Genomic DNA, 13,604 nt, shown 5'->3' on the forward strand with positions numbered 1-13,604 from the left:
GTTTCTTCTAAGCGTTGAAGAAACTGGCTTTTTTGATTTTGCTCTGGTTATTTATTATTCAGTAATAGGTACTTCGTTTCGAGAATAAAACTCCATTAAATAACATATTTCATCATCAGGTATGATAATGTCACATGCATCCTCAATTTGTTGTAATATTTTTTTCATTTTTAAATAAAGCATATAGTCATTATTTATTTTGTTTTCTTTGTCTTTAAAAGGTATCAATGGCTCTTCGTTTTGAATACGATTGATCATGCAACTCATATGAAGGACAATTCCCATTAAATCTTCATTTTTGAAAAATCTATTTGTTTGTAATTGGATATCATTTAATGAACGTCTAATCACACTAATTACTTTTTTAGCATCCTTTAAAGAAATCGTATCTTGTAATGTTTCAGCCATTTTTAAATAAGTTTCTTCATAAGTTATTAGTTCTTGAATTGTTTTAGTAGCCTTCATATTTAGTACATCTTGTAAGTGGAATGTATTGAAAGGTACGTTTATTTCGAAATTAGAAACGATGCAAACGATACTTCGTTCTTTCGAAATATCATTTAACATTTTTTGTAATTCTTTTTTATTTAAAAGGCTAATTGGAACGATTTCAAGCATCTCTTTATCATAGACCAAGTTATTCGCTAGTATATTTTTAATGGCTATTGCACTTCCTTGACCAGTCAGACATGCAGTTAAAATAACTGAACGATTAAATTCGGCTTGTTTCTTTTTATTAGAATGAGAATTAATAAAGAAAGTAGTAAGATTCTTAACATCTTGATAAAGCTCATCTAAATTATAGCCTAGTGTCGCTTTTCGAGAGGCTTCAATTACATGTGCTGTACTTACCATTTGAATCACACGTACAGGAATAGAAAATTCGGCTTCTATTATATCTCCTATATAAGCTAATGAACCCATATCAATACAAAGGAGAATTCCATTTAGTTTACCCAATGATTTGATATAGTCTTTCACACGAATTAAAAATTCTTGAGGTGGTTCACTTAATGGCATATCAATTCCAATTACTTCTTCGTTTTCTAGTAATTCATTCGTCACGTTTGCCATTTCTCTAGCAATACCATTGCCATGAGCTAATACTATTACTTTAACATTTGAATTGATTACCTTGAAATCTTCATCTCCGTAAACAAAAAACATCGTAATAAACGCTACTTCATCAAATGGAATTGATACATTAGAAAAGTCTTCAATCATTTTCACACATTCAATTGAAACTGAAAACTCGTTTTTATATTGATCTCGAATTTGAGTTATATTTGGATGATAGATTTTTTTGTTTGACTGAATACGTTGTAATAGCGTTTGTATGTGCAAGCTAATAGCTACTAGTATTTTTTCATTAAACTTTTTATTTAATTTTTCTTCTGCTAATTTCAGTACCTTCTCACTTAATGTAACGATTTCAGGCTTAATGATTTTTTGGACATTTTCTTTACTGGATAGTTTTCGATTAATAGAAGTTAAATAATGCGTGAAATAACTTTCAATATCATTTTCCATTAGTAAAGATAACTCGTCCTGAGCAACGCCACGTTGTGTTAGTTCTTCATATTTCGTGTCAATTCGGTCATAAATTGTATCCGATATATTTTCCATTTGTGGATTACTGATTATACCTTTAGTTGGTGAAAATTCGAAATGCTCATTTAATAGAGTAATAGAATGCTTTACCTTTTTCTCGATAAATAAGCCTTCTTTAACATACCAATTTAAATCAGTACTATAAATCCGAATCTTATCATGCTTATTAGTAATATAATCTGCATAGGCTTTTGCGCAAGCTAATTGGATATCAGCTTTAAGCTGACCGATATTGTTTTGACACGGATAAAAAAGAAACGAGCGAATAGTATTTGCGCTTACTACGATTTCTTTTCCTAGACGAAGGCTTTCTTCAGTAAAAAACCGTTTAATCAGAGTTAATCTCTCTTCATATGTTCGATCCCTTAAAGCAGGTAACGTAATAACCATAGGAATTCGACGTGTGAATGTGGATAATAAAGTTGATCCTGGGTCTTCGGTTGTTGCAGAAATGATAAGAACATTCGAAGTTCGCTCATTTTCAGTCTCTCCTAGTCGTCTATACAACTTATAATCAATGAATGTAAATAACATTTCTTGACCTTCGGGTGTAAGACGATGAACCTCATCTAAAAATAATATCCCGTTATTTGCTTTTTCGAGTAATCCTTTTTGTTCAGTAGCGCCTGTATATGCACCTTTTCTAACACCGAATAGCTGACCTAATAATAGCTGAGGATTATTTGCATAGTCTGCACAGTTAAAGATAATAAAAGGTGAATCCTTACTTAAGATATTTGAGCTAATCGCAAATTCATGCATTCTTGCAGCAAAAGCTGATTTACCTACACCAGTTTCTCCAAGTATTAGAGTATGCATTCCATGAGGTGGATATAAAATTGCAGATCTAGCTTTTTCGATTGCAGGTCTTAAACTAATGTTTTCTTCATAAAAATATTCATACTTATGTTCTGTACTTACCGGATTTGTTTGAGAACGATTTGTTTGATGATGAGTTTGTATAGTGTTCGATGGAAGTTTGAAAACGACAGGCCTTGAATTTGTTTTGGATAGTAATTCCTCTTTAACTAGTTTATTTAAATCACTGCTAACGTTTGCCCGATCTAAATTTAATCTTTGAGCGATCTCAATGGCAGTAAAACCTTGTTCATTATTTTGAACAAAAACTTCATAAATTTGGTTCTTTCTATTCATAATAGCCCACCTGATATAAAGAGTTGTATACTTTTACTATACAGGAAAAAGTAAACGTTTTCACTATATTTTAATTTTATAAACAATTCGTTAAGTACTATGAAAAAGTTAAATATCGAGTAAAATAGTAATAAGGGAGTGAAGTAGTATGGAAATGAATTTAATGCAAAAACAATCATTGAAACTTGCGATGACTCAGGAACTGCGACAAGCCATTACAATGCTTCAATTTAATGCCCAAGAGCTTACAGATTTTTTATTTGAGCAATCATTAGAAAATCCATTAATTGAAGTTGAAACTCCTTATAATGATTTCTCTTCTTCAAAGATTAAACAGCAAACTACTTCCAACGGACAAGGAATGGAGTTATACACACGGAGAACGGAAACCTTACAAGAGGACCTTATTAGTCAATTAAATGAGTTGAAAATTGAAAATGAGGAATATAAAATTATAAAATATTTAATATATAATCTAGATAAAAATGGATTTTTAATGGAATCCGATGAAGAGCTACTACATGAATTAAATGTTTCAAATGTTCAATTACAAATCTGTATTGAAACTCTTCAAAATTTTGAACCTGCAGGAGTTGGAGCTAGATCTGTTAAGGAATGCTTACTAATTCAACTAAATAGGCTCGAAACGGATACAACAATTGCGAAGCAAATCATTAAAGGCTATTTTGATTTATTTGTTAATAAAAATTGGAAAGAAATAGCGAAAAAACTTAAGGTTAGTTTACCTGATTTACAAAAAGAAATTGATTTGATTTTAACGCTGCAACCTAGACCAGGCTTAAATTATTTTCAAGAACAAGTAAATTATGTAGCACCAGATTTAACTGTCGAAAAAATCGGTGAAGAATTTGTAGTACTAATTAATGATAAGATTATGCCGCGTTTAAAGGTACTTAACGAATATTCTTCCATTTTAAATGGCAAACATGAGAAGGAAGTTTCTGCTTATTTAAAAGATAAAAATACGCAAGTAAACTGGTTAATGAAAAGTTTAGAAGAGCGAAAATCAACAATGTTATCAGTTATGAATTGTATTCTTCGCAAGCAAATAGCATTTTTTGAAAAAGGTCCTGCAAATTTAAAAACGCTAACATTAAAAGAAATTGCAGAAGAACTATCGCTACATGAGTCAACAATTAGTCGTACTTGTAAAAATAAATACGTACAGACACCTTTTGGTTTATTTGAAATGAAGAAGTTTTTCCATCAAGGCGTAAGTGCAGATGGTGAGGAGCTTGCTTCAACGAGTGTGCAAGTTTTCATAAAGCAACTAGTGGACGGAGAAAACAAAGAAAAACCTTTATCAGATCAAAAAATAGTTGAATTATTAGCACAAAAACATGGAGTGGAAATTTCTAGAAGAACAGTCGCTAAGTATAGAGATATACTTAGAATTCCTGGTTCATCAAAACGAAAGCGCTTTAGTTAAGGAGAAATGGATGTCGATTAAGTTAACTTTATATACGAAAGAGAAATGCGGATTGTGTGATGAAGCAAAGGAAGCAATTCGTTCAGTTCAATTGGAATATGAAATCGATGTAACAGAAATCGATATTTACTCTGATGATGCATTATTAGAGGAATATCAACTCATGATCCCCGTAATTCAAATCAATGGAGAAACTGTTGCTTACGGTAAAATTCATAGAATTGACATAATAAATGCATTAAATGGGTAGTTATCAGTTGAAAGAATGGAATGACCCTGTTACAATGTAAATGTAGCAGGGGATATTTCATTTCTGGAGTAAATCTTGTGAAAAAAAACAACGTTGAAAAACGCTGTAATTTTTTTGATACAAGCGGGACATAATATGTCATAGTGGGACAAAAATGAGCCCGGATGAATACTCTGTGAAAGAGGAGATAGAAATGAACCACATTTTAAAGCTACAACACAAATTATTACCTGATCTAATTCCAGTTATTCAAAAAAGGTTTCAGATCCTACAATATATACGGATTATGCAACCGATAGGGCGCAGGAATTTGTCTGCTAGTGTAGGGTTAACCGAACGAGTGCTTAGATCAGAAGTTGCTCTTTTAAAAGAGCAAAGATTAATCAGCGTCGCTTCTTCGGGAATGACGTTAACAGATGAAGGATTAAGCTTACTTCTAGACCTAGAAGAACCAATGCGAGAACTATTCGGCCTGAAAAATATCGAGGACTTACTTAAAGATATGTTTAATCTGAAGGAAGTAATCGTAGTTTCTGGTGATAGTGATGAACTTGATTGGGTAAAAAAGGAGATGGGTCGAGCGGCTGTCAATTGTATAAACCAGAGGATAGAAACAAATAATATTGTTGCTGTTACTGGTGGTTCAACTTTAGCTGCAGTAGCTGAAATGATGAATGATGACTCGAAAGATCTAAATCCCTTATTTGTTCCAGCAAGAGGCGGTTTAGGTGAAGAGGTAAGAAATCAAGCAAATACGATTTGCGCCAAAATGGCTGAAATGGCAAAAGGTAATTATCGTTTACTTCATTTACCTGACGAACTAAGTGAGGAAGCTTATCTCACAATGATGGAAGAACCAAGAGTAAAAGAGGTTCTAAATTTAATTCGATCATCATCAATTGTCGTACATGGAATTGGAGAAGCATTTACGATGGCTAAACGAAGGCAATCTTCTTCAGAACAATTAGAAACCTTAGTCGAATCTGAAGCTGTTGGCGAAGCATTTGGATATTACTTTAATGAAAATGGTGAAGTTGTTTACAGAGTAAGAACAATTGGTTTACAACTGAACGAATTAGAGAATATTCCTTATATATTAGCAGTAGCTGGAGGATCTTCTAAAGCAAAAGCAATGGCATCTTTCTTAAAGAAAGGGCATGTAAACATCCTTGTCACAGACGAAGGCGCAGCAAAAGAGTTAATTAAAGGATGTACCCTTTAAAAATAAAAAAGCTTCTACCTATTAAAAGGAGGAAATTAAAAATGGCAACTAAAATTGGTATTAATGGATTTGGACGTATCGGACGTATGGTTTTCCGCGCAGCTTTAAACAACCCTAACGTAGAGGTTGTAGCAATTAACGACTTAACAGACGCTAAAACTTTAGCTCACTTATTAAAATATGATTCAGTTCACGGTTCAGTAAACGCTGATGTATCAGTAAATGGTGATTCAATCGTTGTTAACGGTAGTGAAATTAAAGTTATTGCTGAGCGTGACCCAGCAGTATTACCTTGGAGCGATTACGGAGTAGAAGTTGTTGTAGAATCTACTGGTCGTTTCACAGATAAAAAAGATGCTGAAAAACATTTGGGTGGATCAGTTAAAAAAGTAATCATCTCTGCACCAGCTTCAAATGAAGATATCACGATCGTTATGGGTGTAAATGATGATAAATACGATGCAGCTAGCCACAATGTAATTTCTAATGCATCTTGTACAACTAACTGTTTAGCTCCATTTGCTAAAGTATTAGACGAAAAATTTGGTATCAAACGCGGTATGATGACAACTGTTCACTCTTACACAAATGACCAACAAATTCTAGATTTACCACATAAAGATTTACGTCGTGCACGTGCTGCTGCAATGAGCATGATTCCAACAACTACTGGTGCTGCTAAAGCTGTTTCATTAGTATTACCTCAATTAAAAGGTAAATTAAACGGTGGTGCTGTACGTGTACCAACTGCTAACGTATCTCTAGTTGACTTAGTAGTAGAATTAAATACTGAAGTTACAGCTGAAGAAGTAAATGCTGCATTTAAAGCTGCTTCTGAAGGCGAATTAAAAGGTATCTTAGGATACTCTGAAGAGCCATTAGTATCAATCGACTATAATGGATGCACAAATTCTTCTACAATCGATGCATTATCTACAATGACTATGGAAGGTAACATGGTTAAAATCCTTTCTTGGTACGATAATGAAACTGGTTACTCAACTCGTGTAGTTGACTTAGTAGCTCACATCGCTTCTAAAGGTCTATAATAAGCAAAATTAATATGAGGGTGAGGGGTTTTTCCTCCCCTCTTTTATTTGATATTAAACCTTTAAGACACAAATCCAACATATTTTTAAAAATACTCTAGAAATAAATTCCAATTGATATACATAATCTGTTAAAATTGCGGTGACAATATCACAGAATAGATGCGACTTCGAAATGAAACGGATCGATAAGTGGAATTGAACATGTATGAATATTAACATTACTGGAGGCACCTACTATGAACAAAAAGTCATTACATGACATTGATGTAAAGGGGAAACGCGTATTTTGCCGTGTGGATTTTAACGTACCAATGGCAAATGGTGAAGTAACAGATGATACACGTATTCGTGCTGCACTTCCTACGATTCAGTATTTAATAGAAAACGGAGCAAAAGTTATTTTAGCTTCTCATTTAGGTCGTCCAAAAGGACAAGTAAATGAAGATTTGCGTTTAAATGCTGTTGCAAAACGTTTAAGCGAAAAGTTAGGAAAAAACGTTATTAAAACTGATGAAGCATATGGACCAAAAGTTCAAGAAGAAATTAATAAAATGAACGAAGGCGATGTTTTATTATTAGAAAATGTTCGTTTCTATCCTGGCGAAGAGAAAAATGATGAAGCATTAGCTAAAGAATTTGCTGCACTTGCAGACGTATTTGTAAATGATGCATTTGGTGCTGCTCACCGTGCGCATGCAACAACTGCTGGTATTGCTAAACATATCCCAGCTGTAGCAGGTTTCTTAATGGAAAAAGAAATTAATGTTTTAGGTAAAGCACTTTCTAATCCAGAACGACCATTTACAGCTATTATTGGTGGAGCAAAAGTTCGCGATAAAATTGGTGTAATTGAAAACTTATTAGAAAAAGTTGATAACCTAATTATTGGCGGCGGACTAGCTTATACTTTCTTAAAAGCAAAAGGGTATGAAATTGGTAAATCTCTTTTAGAAGAAGACAAAATTGATTTAGCAAATGAATTTATGCAAAAAGCGGAAGCAAAAGGTGTTAAATTCTATATGCCGATTGATGCAATTATTGCAGATAAATTTGGTGAAGATGCAAATACACAAGAGGTTGACATTGATCGTATTCCTGCAGATTGGGAAGCACTTGATATTGGACCAAAAACAACTGCACTCTATGCAGATGTAATCAAAAACTCTAAATTAGTTATTTGGAATGGACCAATGGGTGTATTCGAAATTGATAAATTTGCACAAGGTACTAAAGGGGTAGCACAAGCTTTAGCGGATTCAGATGCTTACTCAATTATCGGTGGTGGGGACTCAGCAGCAGCAGCTGAAAAATTCGGTTTAGCTGATAAAATGAGCCATATTTCTACTGGTGGTGGTGCTTCATTAGAATTTATGGAAGGTAAAGAGCTTCCTGGAGTAGCACTTTTAAACGATAAATAAGCTTAATAGCTTTACATTTAATAGTAATTGAAATAGAGTAGGATTTTATAACCTACCAATTGTAAGGAAGGTGTTTTACATGCGTAAACCAATTATCGCAGGTAACTGGAAAATGAATAAAACGCTAAACGAAGCGATGACATTCGTTGAAGAAGTAAAAAATAACATTCCAGCATCAGATAAAGTAGATTCAGCTGTTTGTGCTTCTGCATTATTTCTTGCACCTATGTTATATGCTGTGAAAGGAACTGAATTAAAAATCGGTTCTCAAAACGTAAGTGATAAAGATAGTGGTGCTTATACTGGAGAAATTAGCCCAGTAGCACTTAAAGACTTAGGTGTAACTTATGCTATTATTGGACATTCTGAGCGTCGTGAATATTATGGCGAAACTGATGAATTTATTAATAGCAAAACTAAAAAAGCGTTCGAACATGGTCTTACACCGATTCTTTGCTGTGGTGAAACACTAGAGGAACGTGAAGGCGGCAAATTTGAGGATGTTATTCGTACTCAATTAACAGCAGATCTTGCTGGTTTAACTGATGAGCAAGTGAAAAATTTAGTTATTGCATATGAACCAATTTGGGCTATTGGTACAGGTAAATCTGCAACTGAAAAAGATGCTCAAGATTCATGTAAATTTGTACGTGATGTTGTAGCAAGTCTTTATGATGAAACTGTTGCAGAATCTGTACGTGTACAATACGGCGGTAGTGTAAAACCTGAAAATATTAAAGAGTATATGGCTCAACCTGATATCGACGGTGCGTTAGTTGGTGGGGCGAGTTTAGAACCAGCTTCTTTCCTTGCATTACTGGAGGCTGTTAAGTAATGAGTAAACAACCAGTAGCGTTAATTATCCTTGATGGATTTGGTTTACGAGAAGAAACATTTGGAAATGCTGTTGCACAAGCAAAGAAACCAAATTATGATAGATATTGGAATAAATATCCGCATGCACAACTAACTGCATGTGGTGAAGCAGTAGGTCTTCCTGAAGGTCAAATGGGAAATTCCGAAGTAGGTCATTTAAATATCGGGGCTGGACGAATTGTTTATCAAAGTTTAACACGTGTTAACAAAGCAATTCGCGAAGGTGAATTCGAAAAAAATGATACATTCATCGATGCAATAAAAAGTGCAAAAGAAAAGGATAAAGCATTACATATTTTCGGACTATTGTCTGATGGTGGTATACACAGTCATATTAATCACATGTTTGCTTTATTAAAATTAGCTGCTGAAGAAGGCATGAAGAAAGTTTATGTTCATGCATTCTTAGATGGAAGAGATGTAGGTCCAACAACAGCTAAAAAGTATATTGATCAAACAGAAGAAAAATTTAAAGAATATGGTGTCGGAGAGTTTGCAACAATTTCTGGCCGATACTATTCCATGGACCGAGACAAGCGCTGGGACCGTGTAGAAAAATGTTATTGTGCAATGGTTTATGGTGAAGGGCCAACTTATTCAAATCCAACTGAATTAATTGAAGATTCGTATGCGAATGGAATCCATGACGAATTCGTTTTACCTTCAGTAATGGTAAAAGAAGATGGTAAACCGGTTGCTACAATTGGTGATGAAGATTCGATTATCTTCTATAACTTCCGACCTGACCGTGCAATTCAAATTTCAAATGTATTTACTAATGAAGATTTCCGTGACTTTGATCGAGGAAGTAAGTTCCCGAAAAATGTTCACTTTGTTTGTTTAACTCATTTTAGTGAGACAGTTCAAGGTTATGTTGCATTTAAGCCAACAAACTTAGATAACACTTTAGGTGAAGTGCTTGCTCAAAATAACCTAAAACAGTTACGTATTGCTGAGACGGAAAAATATCCACACGTTACATTTTTCTTTAGTGGTGGCCGTGAAGCGCAATTCCCAGGTGAAGAACGTATTTTAATCAACTCGCCAAAAGTTGCAACTTACGATTTAAAACCTGAAATGAGTGCTTATGAGGTTAAGGATGCTTTATTGAAAGAAATAGCAGCAGACAAGCATGATGTAATCATCTTAAACTTCGCAAATCCAGATATGGTAGGACATTCAGGTAAACTTGAGCCAACAATTAAAGCAATTGAAGCGGTTGACGAATGTTTAGGTGAAGTAGTAGATGCAATTATTGCAAAAGGTGGAAAAGCAATCATCACTGCTGACCATGGTAATGCTGATGAAGAGATTACACCAGAGGGTGAACCTATGACAGCTCACACAACGAATCCTGTTCCTGTTATCTTAACAGAAGAAGGCATTACGTTACGTGAAGATGGAATTTTAGGTGATTTAGCTCCAACGGTTCTTGCTTTATTAAACGTAGAGCAACCAAAAGAAATGACTGGTAAATCACTTATTAAATAAGTGAACAGTTAATATATAAAGTTTTAAATAAGCGTATATCGCAATAAAAGGAGAGATTTTATTATGTCAATGATTATTGATGTTTATGCTCGCGAAGTATTAGATTCTCGTGGTAACCCTACTGTAGAAGTAGAAGTTTATACTGAAGATGGCGGCTTTGGTCGTGCATTAGTACCAAGTGGTGCTTCAACTGGTGAATATGAAGCAGTTGAATTACGTGATGGTGACAAATCTCGTTACCTTGGAAAAGGTGTAGAGAAAGCTGTAGCTAACGTAAATGATATTTTAGCTGAAGAAATCGTTGGATACGAAGTAACTGATCAAGTATCAATCGACCGTCGTATGATTGAACTTGATGGTACTGAAAACAAAGGAAAATTAGGTGCTAACGCAATTCTTGGTGTATCTATGGCAGTAGCTCGTGCAGCAGCTGATGAATTAGGTTTACCTTTATACCAATACCTTGGTGGATTTAATGCGAAGCAATTACCAGTTCCAATGATGAACATCATCAATGGTGGTTCTCACGCTGATAACAACGTAGACTTCCAAGAGTTCATGATCTTACCTGTAGGTGCTAGCAGCTTTAAAGAAGCAATCCGTATGGGTACTGAAATTTTCCACAACTTAAAAGCAGTTTTACACGGAAAAGGTTTAAACACAGCTGTAGGTGACGAAGGTGGATTCGCTCCAAACCTTGGTTCAAACCGTGAAGCTTTAGAAGTAATCATGGAAGCTATTGATAAAGCTGGTTACAAAGCTGGTGAAGAAGTATTCTTAGGAATGGACGTTGCTTCTTCTGAATTCTACAACAAAGAAACTGGTAAATATGATCTTGCAGGTGAAGGACGCACTGGCGTATCTTCAGCAGAAATGGTTGACTTCTACGAGCAACTTTGCAATGATTTCCCAATTCTTTCAATTGAAGATGGCTTAGATGAAAATGATTGGGATGGTCACAAATTATTAACAGATCGTTTAGGCAAACGAGTTCAATTAGTTGGTGACGACTTATTCGTTACAAACACTAAAAAATTATCTGAAGGTATTGAAAAAGGTATCTCTAACTCAATCCTTATCAAAGTTAACCAAATCGGAACACTTACTGAAACTTTCGATGCAATCGAAATGGCTAAACGTGCTGGTTACACAGCAGTAGTATCACACCGTTCTGGTGAAACTGAAGATAGCACAATTGCTGATATCGCAGTTGCTACAAATGCTGGTCAAATTAAAACTGGTTCTGCTTCTCGTACAGACCGTATCGCTAAATACAACCAATTATTACGTATTGAAGATGAGTTAGGCGAAAGCGCAGTATACCAAGGTTTAAAATCGTTCTACAACTTAAGAAAATAATTTAATCAAAACAAGTGCATTAACAAAACAAACAAAAATATAATCCATTATAGACATTATAAAGAGAAGGATCGTCACCTTCTCTTATAAAAACATAATCCATTATAGACTTAAAAAAAGAGAGAAGGATCGTCACCTTCTTTCTAAAAAAACATAATCCATTATAGTAATTAAGAAGAGAGGGTTCATTACCTTCTCTTTTTTATTTGTCTGAAAACCAAATAAGAATTAAAAGTAAATTATTTAAAGTAAAAACAGATTGATTATTAAAGGAATTTAATGATAAAATAAGAATGTATGTTCTGTAAAAGCGGTTCTCTTTTTTCAGAGTAGCTATAAAATTTTTTATATAAGTTTTTGATACGTAAATATTTGATTAAAAGGAGGAAATAATGTCAACAACTACTTCAAGTCCATCAATGGCTTCTTTGTTAAAAAATCGTTTCATCCAGACGATTCTTTCAGCAGGCTTGTTTATTCAGATCGGAATATGGGTTCGAAATTTTGCAATTTTATTATTTGTAGTAGAAAAGACGAATGGGGATGCTACGGCAGTATCGTTAATTTCAGTTGCTGAATTTGCACCGATATTTATTTTTTCATTTATCGGTGGGACTTTCGCAGATCGTTGGAAACCAAAACGTACAATGATATGGTGCGATCTTTTAAGTGCAGCATCTATATTTGTTATTTTGCTTGCACTACTATATGGAACTTGGAAGTTCGTATTTTTTGCTACTTTAGTTTCAGCAATTTTATCACAGTTCTCTCAGCCTTCTAATATGAAGTTATTTAAAGTACATGTTCCAATGGAGCAAATGCAGGCTGGAATGTCACTATTTCAAACAATGATGGCAATATTTATGATTTTAGGTCCTATTTTAGGTACATTTGTTTTTCAACAAGCTGGAATGTACGTTTCGATGGGAATCGTAGGAGTGGCTTTTCTTTTGTCAGCTTTCGTATTAACAAAGCTACCAAAAGATCAAGAGGAAGAAAAAAATGATCAAACGTCATCAGTATGGGAAGAGATGAAGTTAGGCTTTCAGTATGTGTGGTCACGAAAAATTCTTGTACTTTTAGGTGGAGTATTTGCGGCTGCGGGGTTAGGCATTGGACTAATTCATCCTTTAGCAATTTTTCTTGTAACAGAACGACTAGGGCTAGACAAAGATTATTTACAGTGGTTATTCGCAGCAAACGGAGCGGCTATGATTATTGGTGGTGGTGTCATTATGTTCATTTCGAATAAACTTGCGCCACATGTATTATTATTAATCGGTATGGCAGTAAATGCGATCGGAATCTTCGTAATTGGTTGGTCCGAACTATTCTGGCTCACTCTTGTTGCTGAATTTTTTATCGGTTTATTTATGCCAGCATTGCATATAGGTATTAATACGATTATCTTGAAAAATACGGAAGAAAAGTTTGTTGGAAGAGTGAACGGAATTTTAACACCATTATTTATGGGCTCGATGGTTATTACAATGAGCTTATCAGGAGTCCTAAAAGAACAATTTTCTTTATTCTCTATTTACCAATTTTCAGCCTGTCTATTTATCGTTGGAATAATCATTATGATTCCGATGTTCAAATTAATGAAAAATGTTTTAGTAGAAGCGAAATCATGATAGTAATAAAAAACCTGATTATTTTTTAATAATCAGGTTTTTTATTTTGGAGTATTAAATTTTTAATAAAGTTTAAAAATCTATTA

At 34.2% G+C, this 13,604-nt stretch carries 10 protein-coding genes; 9 read left to right on the forward strand and 1 reads right to left on the reverse strand.

Annotation, left to right across the window (positions count from 1 at the left end; genetic code table 11):
* Positions 1-54 precede the first annotated feature (54 nt).
* The gene (locus B7R67_RS09400) at positions 55-2,766 is read right to left on the reverse strand and encodes a sigma 54-interacting transcriptional regulator (protein WP_088069783.1); all 2,712 of its coding nucleotides are present in this window, start codon (positions 2,764-2,766) and stop codon (positions 55-57) included.
* Between the two features lie 148 nt (positions 2,767-2,914).
* On the opposite strand from B7R67_RS09400, the gene rpoN reads away from it, so the two are divergent.
* The 9 genes from rpoN to B7R67_RS09445 all read left to right on the forward strand — a co-directional run bounded on the left by rpoN (position 2,915) and on the right by B7R67_RS09445 (position 13,518).
* Positions 2,915-4,216 carry an RNA polymerase factor sigma-54 gene (gene rpoN / locus B7R67_RS09405; protein ID WP_088069785.1) on the forward strand — a complete coding sequence of 434 codons (1,302 nt, stop codon included), beginning with the start codon at positions 2,915-2,917 and terminating at the stop codon, positions 4,214-4,216.
* A gap of 10 nt (positions 4,217-4,226) precedes the next feature.
* The gene (locus B7R67_RS09410; protein ID WP_407920388.1) at positions 4,227-4,466 is read left to right on the forward strand and encodes a glutaredoxin family protein; all 240 of its coding nucleotides are present in this window, start codon (positions 4,227-4,229) and stop codon (positions 4,464-4,466) included.
* A gap of 193 nt (positions 4,467-4,659) precedes the next feature.
* Positions 4,660-5,688 (forward strand): sugar-binding transcriptional regulator, encoded by a 1,029-nt coding sequence (locus tag B7R67_RS09415; RefSeq protein ID WP_088069787.1) that lies wholly within the window; start codon positions 4,660-4,662, stop codon positions 5,686-5,688.
* A 41-nt stretch (positions 5,689-5,729) separates the two neighbouring features.
* Positions 5,730-6,737: a type I glyceraldehyde-3-phosphate dehydrogenase gene (gene gap, locus B7R67_RS09420; RefSeq protein WP_088069789.1), complete on the forward strand. Its 1,008-nt coding sequence runs from the start codon at positions 5,730-5,732 to the stop codon at positions 6,735-6,737.
* Between the two features lie 239 nt (positions 6,738-6,976).
* On the forward strand, positions 6,977-8,158 hold the full coding sequence (locus B7R67_RS09425; protein ID WP_088069791.1) for a phosphoglycerate kinase: 1,182 nt from the start codon (positions 6,977-6,979) through the stop codon (positions 8,156-8,158).
* Positions 8,159-8,237: 79 nt separating this feature from the next.
* Positions 8,238-8,993 (forward strand): triose-phosphate isomerase, encoded by a 756-nt coding sequence (tpiA, locus tag B7R67_RS09430; RefSeq protein ID WP_088069793.1) that lies wholly within the window; start codon positions 8,238-8,240, stop codon positions 8,991-8,993.
* Entirely contained in the window at positions 8,993-10,525 is a 1,533-nt protein-coding gene (gene gpmI / locus B7R67_RS09435) for a 2,3-bisphosphoglycerate-independent phosphoglycerate mutase (protein WP_088069795.1), read from the forward strand. The genes tpiA and gpmI overlap by 1 nt, the downstream gene beginning before the upstream one ends.
* Positions 10,526-10,588: 63 nt before the next feature.
* Positions 10,589-11,884 (forward strand): phosphopyruvate hydratase, encoded by a 1,296-nt coding sequence (gene eno / locus B7R67_RS09440; protein ID WP_088069797.1) that lies wholly within the window; start codon positions 10,589-10,591, stop codon positions 11,882-11,884.
* Between the two features lie 392 nt (positions 11,885-12,276).
* Positions 12,277-13,518: an MFS transporter gene (locus B7R67_RS09445; RefSeq protein ID WP_088069799.1), complete on the forward strand. Its 1,242-nt coding sequence runs from the start codon at positions 12,277-12,279 to the stop codon at positions 13,516-13,518.
* Positions 13,519-13,604: the final 86 nt, after the last annotated feature.

The organism is Gottfriedia luciferensis, assembly GCF_002156865.1.
Lineage (GTDB): Bacteria > Bacillota > Bacilli > Bacillales > Bacillaceae_G > Gottfriedia > Gottfriedia luciferensis.